Below are 19,911 nucleotides of genomic sequence, written 5' to 3' on the forward strand. Positions count from 1 at the left end.
CCACCCCGTGAGGGGCCTGCACACGCACCACCCCGTGAGGGGCCTGGACAAGGCATCCGGACGAGCAGCGGAGGCGGGCCGATGAGCCTGAGTACGGAGCACCCGGCGGCGGTCGGCGCGCCGGCCGAACGCATCCACGAGTTCATGCTGGCCGCGGCCCGGACCGCGCCGGACAGCCCGGCGGCCTGGGAGGCGACGGAGGACGGTTCGCACCGGGTCCTCAGCTACCGCCAACTGGAGCGCAGGGCCCACGACTACGCGGTGACCCTGGACTCCCTCGGCCTCGACATCGGGGACCGGGTCGTCCTGGAGTCCGACAACTCGGCCGCCGCCGTGGCCGCGTTGCTGGCCTGCTCGATGCTCGGGCTCACCTTCATCCCGGTGAGCCCCGAAGTGCCGGACCCCCGCCTCCGTACGATGATCGACACGGCGGAACCCGCGCTGCACCTCCAGACGGTGAAGGGCACCCGCGAGGGCATCCCGTCGACCGTCGGCACGGCCCGCTTCGGCCCGGACGGGGTGACCGTGGAGCGCGCCCCTGCGGCGCGCGTCCGGCACCGGCGCGATGCGGTCACCACCGACGCCGCGTACATGATCTTCACCTCGGGCACCACGGGCCGCCCCAAGGGGGTGGTGATGAGCCACCGGGGCGTGCTGTCGTTCTACCGGGGCATGCTGCGGCACTCCGTCGTCACACCGCAGGACCGGCTCGCGACGACCTCGCCCCTCCAGTTCGACTTCGCCCTGCTCGACATCGGCCTGGCCCTCGGGTCGGGCGCGCAGCTCATTCCCGTACCGCGTGAACTCATGCACTGGCCGCGGCGGCTTCTGCGGTTCCTCGCGGACACGGGGGCCACGCAGGTGGACGGGGTGCCGTCCATCTGGCGGCCGGTGCTGCGCCATGAGGCGGCCGGTCTCGCGGCCCTGTCGGGGCAGATCCGCGGGGTGCTGTTCTCCGGTGAGGCGTTCCCGCTTCCCGAACTGCGTCAACTGCAAACGCTGCTGGGCCCGGTACGGGTGGTGAACTGCTTCGGCCCGACCGAGGCGATGGCGTTCTCCCTCACCGATGTGCCCAACCCGCTGCCCGAGAACATCGACAAGCTGTCCATCGGCTTCGCGTATCCGGGCGCCGAGATGCTGCTGATCGACGAGGAGGGCCGGCCGGTCGAGGAGCCGGGCGAGGTGGGCGAGATCCATCTGCGCGGTCCGTCGCTGTTCACCGGCTACTGGGACGACCCCGAGGCCACCCGCTCCGTCCTCGTCCCGGACCCGCTCAACCCCCGGTCCGGGCAGCTCGTCTACAAGTCGAGCGACCTGGCGTACCGGGGCGAGAGCGGCGAGCTGTACTTCGTCGGCCGCTCCGACCTCCAGGTCAAGATGCGCGGCAACCGCGTCGAACTGGGCGAGATCGAGCGCCGGCTCCTTGAGTTCCCGGGTGTGGAGGCGGCGGCCGTCGTGGTCCGCCCGCGCCCCGGCGAGGACCCGGAGCTGTACGCGTACGTCGTCCCGGGCCGCGACTTCGACGCCCAGCCGGTCGCACTGAGCGCCTTCTGCAAGCAGACCCTCCCCGACTACATGATCCCCCGCAAGGTCGCCCTGACCCCGTCCCTCCCCCTCACCCCGAACGGCAAAACGGACCGCAGAGCACTGGCGGCACGGGTGGCGGAAGACGGCTGAGGGAGCCTCTGCGCGGCCGGCCCTACTTGCGCCTGAGCGCTTCCCGTACGGCCTCGGTGCCTGTGCCGTCGGCGAGGTTGACCGCCTGGTCGACCAGCCAGGTATCCCGTTTGCCGGGCACGAGGCGGAATGCGGTGTGGTTGTACATGCCACGCCCGACCGGTCCGAAGGAGACGCGTAGGCCGATACCCGCCGGGTGCCGGCCGTACGCCGGGAGCTCGACCGGCCGGCCCATGGTCAGCCGCACGCCCGACACGTCGTTGATCCGGGGCATGTCCATGTGGTCGACGCACTCGGCGATCGTGTCGGCGCCCATCTTCCTGAGCAGGCGGTCCGTGACGGCCCCGCACGCGGTTTCCCAGCCGTGGTCCAATTGGGCCTGCTGGTAGGCCCGCGCGGCCTCGACCGCGGCCGCCGAGCGGTTCTTGCCGTTGCCACCGCCGCCGTTGTCACCGTCGCCGGCGGAGGCGTCACCGCCGCAGCCCGCCGTCGCCAGGACCGCCCCCACCACCAGCGCCACGCCCGCCGCGCTCCGTGTGCCCATGCCCGTCCCCCCTCGTCCGTCTGCCGACGCTGCATTTCAGCACACACCCGCAGGTGCGCTTCATACCCGGGCGCAAGCACCGGCCACCCCTATTCGGGGCCCTGAATGCACCCCTGTTCCCGGGCGTGGAGGGCCCCTACGCGTCGGTACTTCCGTTCACTGATACGTACGTCCCGTCCCCCCAGCATTGGACCGTCTCCATGACCAGCTCCCAGAGCGAGAACGCACCTACCGGACCGGAGGCCAGAGCGGGCCGGAAGGAATGGATCGCCCTCGGCGTTCTGCTCCTGCCCGTGCTGCTCGTCTCCATGGACCTGACCGTCCTCTACTTCGCGATCCCGTCCATCAGCGAGGACCTGCGGCCGTCCGGCAGCCAGCAGCTGTGGATGATCGACATCTACGGCTTCGTGCTCGCCGGTGTCCTGCTCACCATGGGGGCGCTCGGCGACCGCATCGGGCGCCGGCGGCTGCTGCTCATGGGGGCCGTGGTCTTCGGCGCCGGATCGCTGCTCGCCGCGTACGCCAACAGCCCCGAGATGGTGATCAGCGCGCGGGCGTTCCAGGGCCTCGGCGGCGCCACGCTGATGCCGTCCACGCTGGCGCTGATCCGGAACATCTTCCGGGAGCAGACCCAGCGGCGTACCGCCATCGCCGTCTGGTCGACGGGCATGGCCGCCGGGGCCGCGCTCGGGCCCGTGGTCAGCGGGGCGCTGCTCGCCGGGTTCTGGTGGGGGTCGGTGTTCCTGATCAACGTGCCCGTGATGGTGCTGCTGCTGGTCGCGGGGCCGTTCCTGCTGCCGGAGTTCAAGGACCCCGCCGCCGGGAAGTTCGACCTGATCAGCGCCGTGCTGTCGCTGGCCGTGATCCTGCCCGTCGTCTACGGGTTCAAGAAGATCGCCGTGGACGGGTTCACCGTGCCGTACGTCCTGGCGATCGTCGTCGGGCTCGCGATCATTCCGGTGTTCCTGCGCCGGCAGCGCACCAGCGCCGACCCGATGATCGACGTCTCGCTGTTCCGCAACCGGGCGTTCGGCGCGTCCGTGACCGTCAACATGCTCGCCTGCTTCACCCTCGTCGGGTACTCGCTGTTCTCCACGCAGTACCTGCAGTCCGTCCTCGGCATGAGCGCCCTGAAGTCCGCGCTGTGGACGATCCCCGGCACCGTCGCGGTCGGCGCGGTCGTGCCGCTCGCCACCGTGCTCGTGCGGACCGTGCGCCCGGCCGTCATCATCGCCGCCGGCTTCGGGCTCGCCACCGCCGCGCTGCTGATGCTCACCCAGGTCCCGGCCGAGGACGGGCTCGTCGTCATCCTGATCGGCATCATCGCCCTCGCGGTGGGCCTCACCCCGGTCCTCACCCTGGTCACCGAACTCGTCGTCGGCCAGGTGCCGCCGGAGCGCGCCGGGACCGCGTCCGCGCTGCTGCAGACCTGTCAGGAGCTGGGCGGTGCCCTCGGTGTCGCCGTCCTCGGCTCCATCGGCGCCACCGCCTACCGCAACAGCTCCGCGCTGGACGACCCCGCCGGGGTGCCGGCCGACGCGCTGGACGCGGCGCGCGAGACGATCGGCGGCGCGCTGGCGGCGGCGTCCCGGCTGCCTGGCGAGGCGGGCGGGAACCTGGTGGACGCGGCCCGTGCCGCCTTCACCACGGAGGTGCACGCCGCGTCCCTGGCCGGGGCGGTCGTGATGGCGGGTGCGGTCGTCGTGGCGCTCGTCGGGCTGCGGTCCGTCCAGCAGGACAACGCGAAGGCGGCGGAGCCGGCGGAGTCCGCGGAGAGCGGGGCGCCCGCCGCGCAGGCCGGGGCGCAGGAGCCGGGCGCGGGGCTCGCGTAGCACCCGCGCCCTACCCCGTCACCGCCCCGCGCGAACATCCCGCGAGGGGTCTCTCAGCAGCCGTCCAGGAGTACGTCCCCCGTTGCTCCTGGGCGGCTTCGCCGTGCGTGCCGGCGGGCAGGGGTGGGCGCGCTTCGTAAGGGTCCGGCTGGGGTCTGTTCTGGGGTCCGGTGGCCGATTCGCGTCCCTAGCATCGCATCGTGTTCGAGCAGACGCTCGAACTGCCAGGCATCAGGCTGGAGGAATATCCGCATGTCCCTGCTGGCAACCGATCCTGCCGAGGCGGCCCGGTTCCGCGCCTACGGACCACGGCAGCTCGATGAGATCGCCGAACGCCACGGCCTGCCCGCCGACATTCGGGAGACCGTCCGGCTCGTGTCGATGGTGCTGCCCTTCCGGGTCAACGAGTACGTCCTGTCGCAGCTGATCGACTGGGACCGCATCCCGGACGATCCGATGTTCCAACTCGTCTTCCCGCAGAAGGGGATGCTCAGCGAGCGGAACGAACGGGAGCTGGCCGCCCTCTCCGCCGACCCGGCCGGCAAGGTCGCGCTGCGCGCGCTGGTGCAGCAGATACGCGGCGGGCTCAACCCGCACCCCTCCGGGCAGAAGGAACTCAACGTCCCCACCCGTGACGGCGCCGAACTCCCCGGACTCCAGCACAAGTACCGCGAGACGGTGCTGTACTTCCCGAGCCAGGGCCAGACCTGCCACGCCTACTGCACGTACTGCTTCCGCTGGGCGCAGTTCGTCGGCGACAGCGAGCTGCGGTTCGCCGCACCCGACCCGCGTGGCCTGATCTCGTACCTGGAGGCGCATCCGGACGCGGGCGACGTGCTCGTCACCGGCGGCGACCCGATGGTGATGTCCACCGCGCGGCTGCGCACCCATCTGGAGCCGCTGCTCTCGCTGGAGAGCGTGCGCACCATCCGGATCGGCACGAAGTCCGTCGCGTACTGGCCGCAGCGCTACGTCACCGACCCCGACGCCGACGACGCGCTGCGGCTGTTCGAGAAGGTCGTCGCCACCGGCCGCAACCTCGCCGTCATGGCGCATTTCAGCCACCCGCGCGAGCTGGAGACGGACCTCGCCCGGCGCGCGATCGCCCGCATCAGGTCCACCGGCGCGCTGGTCTACTGCCAGGCCCCGCTGATCGCCAAGGTCAACGACGATCCGGCCGTGTGGGCCCGGATGTGGCGGGCCGAACTCGCCGTCGGCGCTGTGCCGTACTACATGTTCGTGGAGCGCGACACCGGCCCGCACGACTACTTCCGGGTCCCGCTCGCACGGGCGGCGGAGATCTACCGGGACGCGTACGCGACCCTGCCCGGCCTGGCCCGTACCGTGCGCGGGCCGGTGATGTCCGCGACCCCCGGCAAGGTGGCCGTCGATGGCGTCATCGAGCGGGCCGAGGGGCTGTTCTTCCAGCTGCGCATGGTGCAGGCCCGCGACCCGAAGCTCGTCGGCCGCCCCTTCCTCGCGCACTACGACGCCGACGCGGCCTGGCTGGACGGGCTGCGCCTGGACCACTCGGTGCCCGCCGACATCGCCCGCGCGATCGCCGGGCCGGCGTGGTCGCGCGAACCGGAACTCTTCGGCAGCCGCACCGCGGCCGCCGGGGTGGGGAGCCAGGCATGAATCCCATGAGCATGTCGCCCAATCTCGCCCTCAACCAGATCGTCGCGGAGCGCCAGGCGGCCGGTGAGCGCATCGTCCACCTCGGCTTCGGCGAGTCGCGGCTGCCGGCCTTCGGGCCGCTGATGGACCGCCTCGCGGCGGGCGCGGTCCGCAACGCGTACGGGCCGGTGGCCGGTTCGCCGGGCGTACGGGAGGCCGTCGCCGGGTACTTCGGCCGGCGCCGGCTGCCCACCGGGCCGGACCAGGTCGTCGTCGCGCCGGGCAGCAAGCCGCTGCTGATGGCCCTCGACCTGACCGTGCCCGGCGATGTGCTGCTGCCCCGGCCGGCCTGGAACACCTACGCGCCGCAGGCCCGGCTGGCCGGCAAGGAGCCGATCGCGGTGCCGATCCCCGCGGAGTGCGGCGGGGTGCCCGACCCGGCCCTGCTGCGCGACCGCATCCGGGCCGCCCGCGCCGAGGGGCACGACCCGCGCCTCATGATCCTGACGCTGCCGGACAACCCGACCGGCACCCTCGCCTCCGCCGCGATGATCCGCGAACTGTGCGCGATCGCCGAGGAGGAGAACCTGCTCATCGTCTCGGACGAGATCTACCGGGACGTCGTGCACGACCCGGACGCCGACTACCTCAGCCCCGCCGAGGTGGCGCCCGCCCGCACCGTCGTCTGCACCGGGCTCAGCAAGTCCCTGGCGCTGGGCGGCTGGCGGATCGGCGCGGCCCGCTTCCCCGAGGGGCCGTGGGGGGAGGCGATCCGGGCCGGGGTCGCCTCGGTGGCCAGCGAGGTGTGGTCCACGCTGCCGGGCCCGATGCAGGAGGTGGCCGAGTACGCCTTCGGTGAGCCCGAGGAGATCCGCGAGCGGCTGCGCGCCAGTGCCCGGCTGCACGGGGCCGTGGCGCGCGAGGTGCACCGCATCGTCGTCGGGGCCGGGGCGCGCTGCCGGCCGCCCACCGGCGCGTTCTACGTCTACCCGGACTTCGAGCCGGTCCGCGAGGAGTTGGCCGAGCATGACGTGACCGACTCGGCGTCGCTGGCGGACCGGATGCTGGACCTGGGCATCGCCGTTCTCGCCGGGCACCTCCTCGGCGACGAGCCGGGGGCCCTGCGCTTCAAATGCGCGACGAGCATGCTCTACGGCGAGAACGCCGAGCAGCAGGAAACGGCACTGGCCGCCGCCGACCCGCTCGCCGTGCCGCATGTCCGCTCGGTGCTGGACCGGATCGAAGAAGGATTCCGGCGGCTGCTGTAAAAGTTTCTGCGGTTTCCTGAAAAGGGAGCGGCCCGACTCGGATTCATCGTCCTTGCCGGGCCGGGCAGGGGTTCCCTTTTCTCACGCGGCGGATTCTGTTTTGGTGATCAGTGTGTTCCACAGGATGTCCGGGCTGGCGAAGTTCTCCAGCTTCAGGGCGTCGTCCAGGAAACGCACCGAGTAGGCGCTCTCCAGCGCGGCGAGCAGCTCGATCGTGCCCATGGAGTCCAGCCCGAGTTCCTTGAGGCGGGAATCGTCGGACAGTTTCTCGGCCGGGTCGAGATAGGGCAGGAACGGACGGATGACGGCCTCGAAGGCTTCGTCCCAGGTGTGATTCGTGAGTTCTGGCATACGGGAATGATGAGGGCGCCCGTCGGTGGCTGTCAATGCGTCCCGGAAATGTCAGGAAGGCGTCCGGAGAAATTCCCGACGATGTGCCGGGGAATGAGGAGCGAAAATGGAATCAATGGCGTCGAAGGCGCTGCACGCGCGTTTCCTGCGGGGCCTGGAGAAATCCCCGGCCGGTGTCGCCGTCCGGGTGGGCGGGGACACCGTGGACTACACGACGGCCCATGCGACCGCCCTGGCCTGGGCGGGCGCCCTGCTCGCCGCCCCCGGCGGCCCGCCGAACGCCGTCGGCATCCTGACCGGCCGCGGCACCACCGCGTACCTCGGCATCCTGGCCGCCCTGTACGCGGGCCTGCCGGCCGTTCCGATCCCGGCCGACTTCCCCGCAGGCAAGGTCGTCTCGATGCTCGGCGCGGCCGGGGTCTCCGCACTGGTCGTGGACGAGGAGGGCGCGGCCCTGCTCGCCGGGGGCACCGGGGCCGAACTGGGCGGCCTGCCCGTGCTCGCCCCGCACCTGGACCGGGCCGGCGCCGAGGCCCTGGCCGCGGCCACCGGGCTGCCGGTGCTGGCCGCCGCTCCGGAGACCGCCCTCGCCGGGCCCCGGGACGCGGCGCCCGACGACGTCGCGTACATCCTGTTCACGTCGGGCTCCACCGGGCGCCCCAAGGGGGTCCGGCTCACCCACGGCAACATGGCGCACTACTTCGGGCTGATGGACGCCTGGTACGACTTCCGCGCCGACGACGTCTTCTCGCAGGCGGCCGGGCTCAACTGGGACTCCGCGGTCTCCGATCTGTGGTGCGCCTGGGCGGCCGGGGCGCCCCTGGTGTCGGTGCCGCCGCACGCGTACCGCGATCTGCCCGGCTTCGTCGCGGAGCACGGGATCACCGTGTGGTTCTCGGCGCCGAGCGTGATCTCGCTGTCCCGGCGCACCGGACGGCTGCTGCCCGGCTCGATGCCGACGCTGCGCTGGACGTACTTCGGCGGCGAGGCCCTCCAGTTCGAGGACACCGACGCCTGGCAGCGGGCCGCGCCCGGCTCCGCGGTGATCAACGTCTACGGCCCGACCGAGACGACCATCACCACGCACCGCCACCGCTGGTCGCCCGAGGAGTCGGTGCGGCTCGGCGTCAACGGCGTCGTCCCGCTGGGGCTGCTGCACGAGGGCCACGCGGAGCTGCTGCTCGACGAGCGGGGCGAGGAGGCGGCGGGCGAGGGCGAACTCTGGCTCGCGGGGCCGCAGCTGTCGGCCGGCTACCTCGACGCGGAGGACGGGCACGGCAAGTACCTGGAGCGGGACGGGCTGCGCTGGTACCGCACGGGGGACCGGGTCCGGCGGCTCGCGGACGGGCAGCTGGTGTACCTGGGCCGGATGGACTCCCAGGTGCAGGTGCAGGGCTACCGGGTCGAACTGGCCGAGGTGGAGCACGCGCTGCGGGCGGCGTCGCCGGTCACGGGCGCGGTCGTGGTCGGCGTACCGGTGGCCAACAGCGCCGAGCTGGTCGCGTTCTACCTCGGTGAGCAGCGCGCGCCGAGGGACTTCCACCGCGATCTGGCGGCCGTCCTGCCGCCGCAGCTGATCCCGCGCCACTACCACCGGCTGGACGAGTTCCCGCTCAACACCAACAAGAAGACCGACCGGCTGGCGCTGACCGCGCTCGCGGCGGAACGGCACGGCACGAAGGTGTGGGACACCGCCCTCGCGCCGGCGGCCGGGGCCCCGCGCGCCGCGTGAACCGTACCGGCGTCCGGTCCGGGGCCGTCCCGGCCCCCACCACAGACCCCACAAGCACCACCGGCACAGGCACGACAGGCACGACAGGCATCACAGGCACCACACGCACTTCGTCACCACCGTCCTCGGGAGGACAGTCAGTCATGTTCACAAGACCCCGGTCGCCCCGGAAGACCGCCCGCAGGCTCACCCTGTTCGCCACCGTGGCCATGGCGACCACCCTCGCCATCGCCCCGGCCAACGCGTGCGGCCCGCAGGCCCAGTGGACGACCGGCGGCCACGACCTGGCCAACAGCCGCTCCGCAACGGGCGAGTACAAGATCACCACGGAGAACGCGAGCCGGCTGAAGGCCAAGTGGACGTACGCCACGCACGGCGACGTGTCGGCCACGCCGGCCGTCGTCGGCGGCGCCGTCTACTTCCCGGACTGGGGCGGCTATCTGCACAAGGTCAACGCGAGGACGGGCGCGCCGATCTGGTCGCACAAGATCTCCGAGTACACCGGGGACGCGGCCTCCGTCTCCCGGTCCAGCCCGACCGTCGTCAACGGCAGGGTCTACATAGCCGACTGGACGAAGGCCGTGCTCATCACGGTCGACGCCCGGACCGGCGCCAAGATCTGGACCCGTGAGATCGACACGCAGTACAAGGCCGTGCTGACCCAGTCGCCGGTCGTCCACGACGGGATCATCTACCAGGGCGTCTCCTCGCGCGAGTCGGAGGGCGCCTACGACCCCACGTACCCCTGCTGCACCTTCCGCGGCAGTGTGAACGCCATCTCAGCGAAGACCGGCAAGGTGCTGTGGCGGCAGTTCACCACCCCGGACAACGGCGGCAGGGCCGGCGGCTACAGCGGTGTCGCCGTGTGGGGCACCCCGGCGCTGGACCCCTCGACCCGCACGGTGTACTTCACCACCGGCAACAACTACACCGTCCCGAAGGAGGTGTCCGACTGCCAGACGGCCGGCGGCACCCCCGCCGAGTGCTACCAGGAGGACAACTACGTCGACACGGTCCTGGCCCTGGACATGTACACGGGCCGGATCAAGTGGCACACCGGCGCCAAGCGGTTCGACGCCTGGAACACCGGCTGCCTGCCGGGGCTCCCGCCGAACAACTGCCCGCCGAACCCCGGCTACGACTACGACTTCGGTGACGGCGCCCACCTGTTCACCATCAAGGGCGCGGACGGCCGGCCCCGCAAGGTGATCGGCGCGGGCGAGAAGAGCGGCGAGTACTGGCTGATGGACGCCGCGACCGGCGAGGTCGTCTGGAGCGCGGCGGCCGGTCCCGGCGGACACGTCGGCGGCATCGAGTGGGGCACCGCCTTCGACGGCGAGCGGATCTACCTGGCCGAGGCCAACTTCAACAAGCTCGACTACCAGCTCGCGGACGGCTCCACCACCAACCGCAGCTCCTTCGCCGCGCTCGACCCGCAGACCGGCGAGATCATCTGGCAGGTCGCGGACCGCACCGACGGATTCGCCTGGGGCGCCCTGACCGCCGCGAACGGTGTCGTCTTCGGCGGCTCCACCAGCGGCCACATGTACGCCTTCGACGGCGCCACCGGTGAGTACCTGTGGGAGTTCGCCGCCCCGTACTCCTCCAACGCCGGTCCGGCGGTCGTGGACGGCACGGTCTACTGGGGCAACGGCTACGCCCGGTTCGCCGACGGCGCCGGCACCACCGGCAGCAGCACCGAGGGCACGTTCTACGCCTTCACGGTGGACGGCAGGTAACCCGGTACGGGGAAGGGGCCGGTGCCTTCGCGGGCACCGGCCCCTTCCGCACGCGTACGGCGCTCAGGCCGCGACCGGCATCCGGCGCCGCACCGGCTGCATCGCCGACCGGGGCGTCACCGGCACCACCTCGAAGTTCCGCGTGGTGCGGGCGACCCGGGTGAACAGGCCGTCCGCCCCGGACACGCACAGCCGGCCCACGCCGCCCGCCCGCAGCGCCGCCACCACGTCCGGCCAGCACACCGTGCGCACGAAGCCGTCCAGCAGCATCCCGCGCACGCCCGCGCCCGTCGTCACCGTACGGCCGTCCTGGTCGGCGACCACCGGCAGCCGCGGGTCCGACCAGGTCAGCCCCGCGAAGATCTCCTCGTCCACCCGGTCGCGCAGCCCGTCGAACAGATACGAGTGCATCGGCGGCTTCATCGTGTACAGCGCCATCCCGCCGAGCGAGCGGATACGGCGCTGGAGCCAGTCCAGGACCGACTCGTGGACGGTCAGCATCGTGAAGTCCCGGTCCACCACACAGGCGATGTCGCTCCACTCGCCGCGCTCCTCCAGCTCCCGGCGCAGCTCCTCCACACCCTCCCGCGGCACCCGCGCGATCGACTGGGTGACCAGCGCCGGATGCTCGCGGGCGAAGTAGTCCTCCATCGTGTCCGCCAGCCGGGCCGTCATCGTCACCGCGTCGGCGAAGTCGAGCACCCCGGCGTACACGGCGGCGGCGCGGGCGCCGAAACTGGGCCCGGTCACGTGCGACGGCTCGACCCCCAGCCGCTCCTCCGCCCAGCGGGCCAGCGCCAGGCAGTTCACCACGAAGGAGATCTGCCCGTAGCGCGAATAGTCGCCCTCGGTCCGCTGGTAGCGGTCGGCCAGCCGGTAGCCCAGGGCCTCGTCGGCGCGCGCGTACAGCTCGCGCGCGTACGGGTTGACCAGCATGAAACGGGAGACCTCGGAGAAGGCCGTCGGCTGCATGCCGGGGAAGACGATCGCCGTCCGCGTCGCCTCTGCGGGTTCGGTGTGAGTGTCCATGCGGCGAGCGTCACCCGTACCCCCTCCCTCGGTGCACCCCTGCCGCCCCCTGAACCCGGCGCGTCCGCCGGGGCGCGCAAGCGAGCCGCAAGGGCCGTTGCGGAGGATCGGCGGGAACGAGGGCCGCACATCCACGGGCCCGAGACGCGAGGGGATGCCGCGGATGTCAGAGTCACGCTTCGCCACCTTCACCGAACTGCTCCGCGCCCGGACGGCCGAACTCGCCGGCCAGGACGTGCACGTCTTCCTCCGCGACACCGCGGACGGTCCGGTGGCCGAGCACCTCACCTACGGAGAGCTGGACCGGGAGGCGAGACGCATCGCCGCCTGCCTCCAGAACTACGGCGTGACCGAACAGCCCGTGCTGCTCGTCTACTCCTCCACCGCGGAGTTCCTCAAGGGCTTCGCGGGCTGCCTGTACGCGGGAGCCGTCGCCGTCCCCGTCCCGCTGCCCGGCGAGGCCGGCCGCGACAAGCGGCTCAACCGGACCACCGCCGTGCTCAAGGACACCGGCGCCGCCGTCGTCCTCACCGAGACGTCCGCCGCCCCCGAGGTCGCGCTCTGGCTCGCCCGCAACACCCGCTCCACCGCCGAGTGCCTGGTCACCGACGTGCCCGAGATCGGCGACCCGGAGGCGTGGCGGCCCGTCGCGGCCCGCGCCGACGACCTGGTCTTCCTCCAGTACACCTCCGGCTCCGTCTCCGAACCGCGCGGCGTGACCGTCTCGCACCGCAACCTCCTCGCCAACCAGGCCAGCCTCCAGAAGCTGCTGCGCACCACCCGCGAGGACGTCTTCGGCAGCTGGCTGCCCTACTTCCACGACATGGGCCTGGTCGCGCACCTGCTGCACCCGATCCACCTCGGCAGCCACAGCGTCCAGGTCACCCCGCTCTCCTTCGTCAAGCGCCCGCTGCGCTGGCTCCAGGCCATCGACGAGTACGGCGTCACCGTCGGCGGCGGCCCCAACTTCTGCTACGACCTGTGCGTCCACCGGGTCAAGGACGAGCAGATCGCCGCGCTCGACCTGTCCCGCTGGCGCCTCGCCCTCAACGGCGCCGAACCGGTGCGCGCCGAGAGCCTGGACGCCTTCGCCGAGCGGTTCGCGCCCGCCGGCTTCCGGCCCGAGGCGCTGCGCCCCTGCTACGGCCTGGCGGAGGCCACGCTCGTCGTCTCCGGCGGCGCGCCCGGCACCCCGTACGTCCGCCGCGAGTTCGACCAGGCCGAGCTGGAGCGGGACCGGGCCGAGGCGGCCGGCACGGACGACCGGCGGCGCACGCTCGTCGGCTGCGGCGTCCCGGTGGACGCGGACGTACGGATCGTGGACCCGCTGACCCACCACGAGCTGCCGGCCGGCGCGGTCGGCGAGATATGGATACGCGGCTACGGCATCGCCCGCGGCTACTGGCGGCGGCCCACCGAGACCGTGCGCACCTTCCGCGCCAGCCTCAACGACGAGGAGAGCAACTTCCTGCGGACCGGCGACCTCGGCATGCTGGTCGACGGGGAGCTGTTCGTCACCGGGCGGCTCAAGGAAGTCATCATCATCAACGGCCGCAACGTCTACCCGCAGGACGTCGAGTGGGCCGCCCGGACCGTCAGCCCCGCCCTGACCTTCGGCGCCGGAGCCGCGTTCTCCGTGGACGCCGGACGCGAGCACCTGGTGCTCGTCCAGGAGGTACGCGGTGTCGCGGACAGCACCGAACTGCGCACCGTCGCCCAGAAGATCCAGGCCCTGATCGGCCAGGAATTCGAGATCCCGGCCGGCAACATCCTGCTGGTGCGCCCCGGCGCCGTGCGCCGCACCAGCAGCGGCAAGGTCCAGCGCACCCTGATGCGGACGCTGTTCCTGGACGGGGTGGTGCGCGGCGAGTACGAGGTGCTGACCCCGGACGTGTGGGCGCTGGCCCGCGCCGAGGACGTGCTGTTCGGGGGCGACCTGCTGCGGCCGGAGGGAGCCGACGGAGGAAGGCGGTGGTGACGACCCCGCCCACCGTGCTCGCGCCCTCCTCCGAGCAGGCCGCGCGGCGGCGCGAGAGCGCCGTCCGGGCCAGGGTCGCCGCCCTGGAGGACCTGTTCGGCGACCCGTCCGACCCGGCCAACCCGGCCGGCTACTCCGCGCTCCTGCAAGCCGACCGGGCCGCGGTGCCGTTCGCCGCGGGCGAGGCGCTGCTCGACGAGTTCGGCATCGCCGAGGAGTACGTGCCGCGCGCACTCGGCGGCCGGCTCGACGCGATGGACACCCTGGTCCGGGTCATGCGGCCGGTGATGCGCCGCGACGTGGGCCTGGCCATCGGGCACGGCATGACCACCTTCATGGCCGCGTCCGACGTCTGGGCGACGGGCAGCGACCGCCAGCGCCAGTGGCTCGCCGGGCTGCTGCGCGGCGGCGGCCGGGCCGCGATCGCCCAGCACGAGACGGCGCACAGCAACGACTTCGTCCGCAGCCAGGTCACCGCCCGGCGCGGCCCCGGCGGCTATCTGATCAGCGGCGGGAAGCCCCTGGTCAACAACCTGGAACGGGCCGGGGCGCTGGTCCTGTTCTGCCGCACCGACCCGGCCCCGGGCAGCCGCAGCCACTCCGTGCTGCTGCTGGAGCCGGAGCAGCTGTCCGACGTCCACGCCGCCGTCACCGCCCGCCGCACCCCGGTCGGGCTGCGCGGCTGCCGGTTCGCGGGCGTCGAGTTCGACGACTGCCCGGTGCCCCGGTCCGCGCTGCTCGGGCCGGAGGGCAGCGGCATCGAGATCGCGCTGCGCTCCTTCCAGATCAGCCGGACCGTGATCGCCGCCACCGCCGTCGCCGCCCTGGACACCAGCCTGCGCACCGCCGTCCGCATCGACCGCGAGCAGTCCGGCGGCTGGCAGGGCCGGGGCACCGACGACAGCCGTACCGGGGCCGCCCTGACCAACGCCTTCGTCAGCCTGCTGCTGTACGACGCGCTCGCCGTGGTCGCCGCCCGCGCCCTGCACCTGCTGCCCGCCGAGACGAGCGTCACCTCGGCGGCGCTCAAGTACCTGATGCCGCGCGTGCTCGGCGAGACCATGTACGACCTGTCGATCGTTCTGGGCTCCGAGTTCTACACCCGCGAGGGCACCCGGGGCATCTTCCAGAAGCACGTCCGGGACGTGCCCGTGCTCAGCCTCGGCCACGCCGGCACCGTCGCCTGCCAGGCCACCGTCATCCCGCAGATGCCCCGGCTCGCCCGCCGCTCCTGGTTCGTCGAGGAGGAGGCGCCCGCCGGGCTCTTCCGGCTGGACGGGGACCTGCCGCCGCTGCGCACCGAACGCCTCGCCCTGGCCTGCGGCCGGGACTCGCTCAGCGCCTCGCTGCTCGCGGTCGCCGCGCGCATCGACGGCCACGGCCCCGTGGAGCGTGCCCTGCGCACCCTGGCGGGGCTGCTCGTCGAGGAGTTCCGGGACGTGCGCGGCCGGGTGCTCCGGCTGGAGGCGGCCGGACCGGCCGGAAGCGCCCGACCCGCCCGGTTCGCCCTGATGGACCGGTACACGCTGCTGCTCGCCGGGGCCGCCGTGCTGGGCGTCTGGGACCAGGCCCGGTACGGCCCCGACCCGTTCCTCGCCGACCCGTCCTGGGCCGCCGCCGCGCTGCACCGCATCTGCGGGCGGCTCGGCACGCGCGTCGCCGCCCTCCCCCCGGAGTGCGAGACGCGTCTGAGACACGAGGTCCAGCTCCGCTTCTCCACCCGGACCAGCTACGACCTCTACTCGACCCCGATTCCGGGTTGACCGAAGGAGTCCGCGATGACCATCCCCACCGGCCGGCACACCCTCGCCGCCGACACCGCGAAGGAGGACGGCGTGTACGCCTGGCTGTCGGCCCGCCTCTCGCTCTATCTGCGGCGGGCGCCGGAGACCATCGACCCGGCCGTGCCGCTCGCCGAGTACGGCATGGACTCGGTGGCGGCGCTCAGCCTCTGCGGCGACCTGGAGGAGGAGTTCGGCCTGGAGGTCGAGCCGACCCTGCTGTGGGACTTCCCGACCGTCAACGGTCTCGTCCGCCATCTGACCGCGGTGCTGCCGGACGGACCGGCGGGCGCGGCCCCCCTGCGGGACCAGAGCTGATGGGGGACATCGCCGTCGTCGGGATCGACTGCGCGTTCCCCGGAGCGGCGGGCGTCCAGGCGTACTGGGACCTGCTGGTGGGGGGCCGGTCCGGTATCGGGCCCGTCCCCGGCCGGCGCTGGGAGGCACGGGATTTCCCCGCGGCCGGTGACAGCGGCGGTTTCATCGACGACGCCGATGTCTTCGACAGCGACTTCTTCTCCATCACGCCGCGCGAGGCCGCCGCGATGGACCCGCACCAGCGGCTGCTGCTGCCCTGCGCCTGGCGGGCCCTGGAGGACGCGGGGCGCGCCCCCGGCGACCTCGCGGGCAGTGGGACCGGGGTGTTCGTCGGGGTGATGGGCGGTGAGTGGGGGCGCCTGACCATGAGCGACCTCGACCGGGTCACCCCGCTGCTCGGGTCCGGCAGCAGCGCCGGCATGGCCGCCAACCGGATCTCCTACCACTTCGACCTCACCGGCCCGAGCCTCGCCGTGGACACGGCTTGCTCCTCCTCGCTGGTCGCCGTCCACCTCGCCGCGAACTCGCTGCTGGCCGGGGAGTGCGACACCGCGCTGGCCGGCGGGGTCAACGTCGTCCTCTCGCCCTCGCTCGGCCTGGTCTACGGGCAGCTCGGGCTGGCCGCCGCCGACGGGCGGTGCAAGCCGTTCGGCGCCGAGGCGGACGGCATCGGCCGCAGCGACGGTGTCGGACTGGTCGTGCTGCGCCGGCTGGCGGACGCGGTCGCGGACGGCGACCGCGTCTACGCCGTGCTGCGCGGCAGCGCCGTCAACCAGGACGGCCGCAGCAACGGGATGATCGCCCCCAACCGCTGGTCCCAGGAGCGCGTCCTGAACGCCGCCTACCGGCGCGCCCGGGTCAGCCCCGCCGAGGTCGCCTTCGTGGAGGCCCACGGCACCGGGACGGTCCTCGGGGACGCCATCGAGTGCGCGGCGCTCGGCTCGGTGCACGGTGTCCCGCGCGAGGCGCCGTGCGCCATCGGCTCCGTCAAGGGCAACCTGGGGCACACCGAGGGCGCCGCCGGGATCGCCGGATTCATCAAGACCGCGCTGGCCCTGCACCACCGCATCGTCCCGGCCAGCCTCTTCGCGGAGCGCGAGAACTCCCGGCTCCGGCTCGGCGAACGCGGTCTGCGGCTGCTCAAGTCCCCGGTCCGGCTGCCGCGCGGCGAGACCGTCGCCGGGGTGAGCAGCTTCGGCATGGGCGGCACGAACGCCCACGCCGTCCTCGCCAGTGCGCCCAGGACCCCCCGCGCGGTCCCGGCCCGCGACCGCGCGGAGTCCGGTGCGGCCGGGGTGTTCACCGTCAGCGCCGACACCCCGGAGGCCCTGCGCCGCAACCTCGCCGCCCAGGCCGACGCGCTCGCCGCACGGCCCGGGGGCGGGGCGGCGGCGCTGTGCCGGAGCAGCAACCGGGTCAAGACCGGGCTGCCGCACCGCTTCGCGCTCACCGCCCGCGACACCGGTGAACTCGTGGCCGGACTGCGCCGGGCCGTGGAGCTGCGCACCCCCGCACCGGGCGAGCCGCATCCGGCCGGTGACCGGCCCTGGGGCCGCCCCGTGGTGGCGTTCCTCTTCACCGGGCAGGGCAGCGAGTACCCCGCGATGACGGCGGGCCTCTACCGCGAATCCCCGGCCTACCGGCGCCACTTCGACGCGGCCGACGCGGCGCTGGCCGCCCATCTGGGCCGCTCGGTGCGCGAGGCGGTACTCGGCGAAGCCGCTGCGGCGCAGGAAGGCGGGGCCGAGGGCCGGGCCGAGGCCAGGGCCGGGAGCGGGGGCGAAGGCGGGCGGCCGGAGCTGGTTCAGCCGGCCCTCTTCGCCGTGGGCTACGCCCTCGCGCGCACCCTGATCGACCTGGGCGTGACCCCGGCCGCCGTGCTCGGCCACAGCCTCGGTGAGTACGCCGCAGCCGTCACCGCCGGAGTCCTCACTCTGGACGAGGCGGCCGGGCTGGTCGTCCGGCGCGCCAAGCTCACGGCCGCACTGCCCTCCGGCGGCGGGATGACGACCGTCGCGGCGGGTGCCGACGAGCTCGCCGTGGCGCTCGCGGCGGAGCCCGAAGTGGTGGTCGCCGCGCTCAACGGGCCGGCCGACACCGTGCTCTCCGGCCCGCTGGACGCGCTGGCCCGGATCGGCGAGGAGCTGGCCGGGCTCGGCATCCGGACCCGGCCGCTGGCCTCCCCGTACGCGTTCCACTCCGCCCAGCTGGCCCCGGTCGCCGCCGGACTGCGGGCCGCCCCCGTGCACTGTGCGCCGGCCGCGCTGCCGGTGGCCTCCACCCGGTACGGCCGGATGCTGCGCGACGAGCCGATGGACGCCGGGTACTGGGCGGGCCAGACGGAGGAGCCGGTGCTCTTCGACGCGGCGCTCGGCGCCCTCGTCCATGACATCGCCCCGACCCATCTGGTCGAGATCGGCCCCCGGCCCCAGCTCACCCGGATCGCCGCCCGCGCCGGAAGCCTGGGCGGCGCCGAACTCCTGCATCCCGCGCCCGGACCCGAGGGCACCGGTCAGGATCTGGCGGAGACCGTCGCCGCCCTGTACCGCTGCGGACTCGACCCCGTCTGGGAGGAGTTGTACGCACCGGAGCACCGGGTGTCCGAACCGCTCGCCCCGTACGTCTTCTCGTCCGCGCAGCGCTACTGGGACCGGCCCCCGGCCTCCGTCGAGCCGATGGTGGAGCGGCGGCGGCCCGAAAGGCCCGCCGTTTCACGTGAAACGCCCATGAGTGAGGTTTCACGTGAAACGCCCAACGAGGAGACCGGCGGTGACGATCCCGTGCTCGTCGCCGTGGTCGAAGCCGTCACCGAGGTCGGCGGCTATCCCACGGAACGTGTGGTGCGCGAGGCCCGTTTCCATGAGGACCTGGGCTTCGACTCAGTGATGATCATGCAACTCAAGAACCGGGTGGAAGCCCGGCTCCCGAGGGTCGGAGAGGTATCCGTGCAGCAGATGCTGCCCGCACTGCGCTCGGTCGGTTCGCTGGCCGAATTCCTGGACGGCGTGATCATGGCGAGGTCGGCATGACCGAGGTCCATATCGCCGCGACCGGCACGGCGCTGCCCGGCGACCCGGTCGACAACGCCACGCTCGCCAAGCTGCTCGGCGCCAGCAAGGAGTGGATCGACCTCTTCGTCGGCACCCGGACCCGTTACTTCGGCTGGGACCCGGTCACCGGGGAGGTGCGCGGCTCGCTGGCCGACCTGTGCGCCGAGGCCGCCGCGCAGGCCGTACGGCACTCCGGGCTCGTCCTCGCGGACATCGAGTTCCTGGTGCTGGCCACGGCGACGCCGGACACCCTGCTGCCCACCACCGCCACCGAGGTCGCGGACCGGCTCGGCCTCGACCATCTGCCCGTCTACCAGATCCAGGCGGGCTGCTCCGGCGCCGTCCAGGCCCTCGACCTGGGCCGCAGCCTGATCGCGGGCGGGCGGCAGGCCGGGCTCGTGATCGGCGGCGATGTCACGCACCGCTTTCTGTCGCCCCGGCAGGACGCGGCGAAGATCCCCAGCGGCGAACTCGTCAACTATGTGCTGTTCGGGGACGGGGCCGGTGCCGCCGTCCTCACCGCCGAACCCGAGGGCGAGCGGATCGCCGTGCGCTCCGTGCTCAACTCCTGGACCGGACGCGGCCGTCGGCCCGGACAGCTCCTCGACTGGTACGGCACCACCGACCGCGACTCCGACCGGCCGATGCTCGCCGAGGACTACAAGGCGATCGAGGAGCATGTGCCGCCGATCGCCTCGGAGATCCTCTGGGACCTGCTCGGCGGGCTCGGCTGGGAGCTGGACGGCATCGGATACCTGCTGCCGCCCCAGCTCTCCGAGCGGATGACCGCCCGCATCGTGGAGCGGCTGCCCGACTGTCCGGCCCGGAAGGTGTCCTGCGTCGCCGACACCGGCAACACCGGCAACGCGCTGCCGTTCCTCCAGCTCGACCGGCTGGTCCCCGAACTCGCGGAGGGCGACCGGGCGATCGGGCTGTGCGTGGAGTCCAGCCGGTGGATCAGGGCCGGGTTCGCCCTGGAGAAGGTGTGAGGTGGC

The 19,911-nt window shown here is 73.0% G+C and carries 14 protein-coding genes; 11 read left to right on the forward strand and 3 right to left on the reverse strand.

Annotated features, from left to right (window positions below):
* Nucleotides 1–81 precede the first annotated feature (81 nt).
* Nucleotides 82–1,677: an AMP-binding protein gene (locus tag DNK56_RS18200; protein ID WP_111336036.1), complete on the forward strand. Its 1,596-nt coding sequence runs from the start codon at nt 82–84 to the stop codon at nt 1,675–1,677.
* Nucleotides 1,678–1,699: 22 nt separating this feature from the next.
* Here DNK56_RS18200 and DNK56_RS18205 read toward each other — a convergent pair whose 3' ends face one another.
* Entirely contained in the window at nt 1,700–2,221 is a 522-nt protein-coding gene (locus tag DNK56_RS18205; protein ID WP_111336039.1) for a hypothetical protein, read from the reverse strand.
* Between the two features lie 200 nt (nt 2,222–2,421).
* On the opposite strand from DNK56_RS18205, the gene DNK56_RS18210 reads away from it, so the two are divergent.
* The 3 genes from DNK56_RS18210 (at nt 2,422) to DNK56_RS18220 (ending at nt 6,938) form a co-directional block, all read left to right on the forward strand.
* Nucleotides 2,422–4,053: an MFS transporter gene (locus tag DNK56_RS18210; RefSeq protein WP_111336042.1), complete on the forward strand. Its 1,632-nt coding sequence runs from the start codon at nt 2,422–2,424 to the stop codon at nt 4,051–4,053.
* A gap of 252 nt (nt 4,054–4,305) precedes the next feature.
* Nucleotides 4,306–5,691 carry a KamA family radical SAM protein gene (locus DNK56_RS18215; protein ID WP_111336045.1) on the forward strand — a complete coding sequence of 462 codons (1,386 nt, stop codon included), beginning with the start codon at nt 4,306–4,308 and terminating at the stop codon, nt 5,689–5,691.
* A complete protein-coding gene (locus tag DNK56_RS18220) occupies nt 5,688–6,938 on the forward strand; it encodes a pyridoxal phosphate-dependent aminotransferase (protein ID WP_111336048.1) in 1,251 nt (416 codons plus the stop codon). Before DNK56_RS18215 ends, DNK56_RS18220 begins: the two co-directional genes overlap by 4 nt.
* 81 nt (nt 6,939–7,019) lie before the next feature.
* On the opposite strand, the gene DNK56_RS18225 is transcribed toward DNK56_RS18220, so the two are convergent.
* Nucleotides 7,020–7,289 carry a phosphopantetheine-binding protein gene (locus tag DNK56_RS18225; RefSeq protein WP_111336051.1) on the reverse strand — a complete coding sequence of 90 codons (270 nt, stop codon included), beginning with the start codon at nt 7,287–7,289 and terminating at the stop codon, nt 7,020–7,022.
* A 115-nt stretch (nt 7,290–7,404) separates the two neighbouring features.
* Between DNK56_RS18225 and DNK56_RS18230 the strand changes: the two genes are divergently transcribed.
* Both DNK56_RS18230 and DNK56_RS18235 read left to right on the forward strand, forming a co-directional pair.
* Nucleotides 7,405–9,021, forward strand: a complete 1,617-nt coding sequence (locus DNK56_RS18230; protein WP_111336054.1) for an AMP-binding protein — start codon at nt 7,405–7,407, stop codon at nt 9,019–9,021.
* A gap of 143 nt (nt 9,022–9,164) precedes the next feature.
* A complete protein-coding gene (locus DNK56_RS18235; protein ID WP_111336057.1) occupies nt 9,165–10,760 on the forward strand; it encodes an outer membrane protein assembly factor BamB family protein in 1,596 nt (531 codons plus the stop codon).
* Between the two features lie 63 nt (nt 10,761–10,823).
* Here the strand turns inward: DNK56_RS18235 and DNK56_RS18240 are convergent, their stop codons facing one another.
* Nucleotides 10,824–11,789: an ACP S-malonyltransferase gene (locus tag DNK56_RS18240; protein WP_111336059.1), complete on the reverse strand. Its 966-nt coding sequence runs from the start codon at nt 11,787–11,789 to the stop codon at nt 10,824–10,826.
* A gap of 163 nt (nt 11,790–11,952) precedes the next feature.
* On the opposite strand from DNK56_RS18240, the gene DNK56_RS18245 reads away from it, so the two are divergent.
* The 5 genes from DNK56_RS18245 to DNK56_RS18265 are packed head-to-tail and all read left to right on the forward strand — an operon-like array spanning nt 11,953 to nt 19,905.
* Nucleotides 11,953–13,767: a fatty acyl-AMP ligase gene (locus tag DNK56_RS18245; protein WP_241989983.1), complete on the forward strand. Its 1,815-nt coding sequence runs from the start codon at nt 11,953–11,955 to the stop codon at nt 13,765–13,767.
* Nucleotides 13,764–15,530, forward strand: coding sequence for an acyl-CoA dehydrogenase (locus DNK56_RS18250; protein ID WP_111336065.1), 1,767 nt, complete (start codon nt 13,764–13,766; stop codon nt 15,528–15,530). Before DNK56_RS18245 ends, DNK56_RS18250 begins: the two co-directional genes overlap by 4 nt.
* Before the next feature lie 15 nt (nt 15,531–15,545).
* Nucleotides 15,546–15,866, forward strand: a complete 321-nt coding sequence (locus DNK56_RS18255) for an acyl carrier protein (RefSeq protein WP_111336067.1) — start codon at nt 15,546–15,548, stop codon at nt 15,864–15,866.
* Nucleotides 15,866–18,895: a type I polyketide synthase gene (locus DNK56_RS18260; protein ID WP_111336070.1), complete on the forward strand. Its 3,030-nt coding sequence runs from the start codon at nt 15,866–15,868 to the stop codon at nt 18,893–18,895. The genes DNK56_RS18255 and DNK56_RS18260 overlap by 1 nt, the downstream gene beginning before the upstream one ends.
* Entirely contained in the window at nt 18,892–19,905 is a 1,014-nt protein-coding gene (locus tag DNK56_RS18265) for a 3-oxoacyl-ACP synthase III family protein (RefSeq protein WP_111336072.1), read from the forward strand. The genes DNK56_RS18260 and DNK56_RS18265 overlap by 4 nt, the downstream gene beginning before the upstream one ends.
* The last annotated feature ends 6 nt before the right edge of the window (nt 19,906–19,911 follow it).

The organism is Streptomyces sp. AC1-42W, from assembly GCF_003248355.1.
GTDB lineage: Bacteria > Actinomycetota > Actinomycetes > Streptomycetales > Streptomycetaceae > Streptomyces.

Coding starts and splice junctions, on each gene's coding strand:
- DNK56_RS18200 (WP_111336036.1), top strand. CDS start 82: ATGAGCCTGAGTACGGAGCACCCGGCGGCGGTCGGCGCGCCGGCCGAA.
- DNK56_RS18205 (WP_111336039.1), bottom strand. CDS start 2,221: ATGGGCACACGGAGCGCGGCGGGCGTGGCGCTGGTGGTGGGGGCGGTC.
- DNK56_RS18210 (WP_111336042.1), top strand. CDS start 2,422: ATGACCAGCTCCCAGAGCGAGAACGCACCTACCGGACCGGAGGCCAGA.
- DNK56_RS18215 (WP_111336045.1), top strand. CDS start 4,306: ATGTCCCTGCTGGCAACCGATCCTGCCGAGGCGGCCCGGTTCCGCGCC.
- DNK56_RS18220 (WP_111336048.1), top strand. CDS start 5,688: ATGAATCCCATGAGCATGTCGCCCAATCTCGCCCTCAACCAGATCGTC.
- DNK56_RS18225 (WP_111336051.1), bottom strand. CDS start 7,289: ATGCCAGAACTCACGAATCACACCTGGGACGAAGCCTTCGAGGCCGTC.
- DNK56_RS18230 (WP_111336054.1), top strand. CDS start 7,405: ATGGCGTCGAAGGCGCTGCACGCGCGTTTCCTGCGGGGCCTGGAGAAA.
- DNK56_RS18235 (WP_111336057.1), top strand. CDS start 9,165: ATGTTCACAAGACCCCGGTCGCCCCGGAAGACCGCCCGCAGGCTCACC.
- DNK56_RS18240 (WP_111336059.1), bottom strand. CDS start 11,789: ATGGACACTCACACCGAACCCGCAGAGGCGACGCGGACGGCGATCGTC.
- DNK56_RS18245 (WP_241989983.1), top strand. CDS start 11,953: ATGTCAGAGTCACGCTTCGCCACCTTCACCGAACTGCTCCGCGCCCGG.
- DNK56_RS18255 (WP_111336067.1), top strand. CDS start 15,546: ATGACCATCCCCACCGGCCGGCACACCCTCGCCGCCGACACCGCGAAG.
- DNK56_RS18260 (WP_111336070.1), top strand. CDS start 15,866: ATGGGGGACATCGCCGTCGTCGGGATCGACTGCGCGTTCCCCGGAGCG.
- DNK56_RS18265 (WP_111336072.1), top strand. CDS start 18,892: ATGACCGAGGTCCATATCGCCGCGACCGGCACGGCGCTGCCCGGCGAC.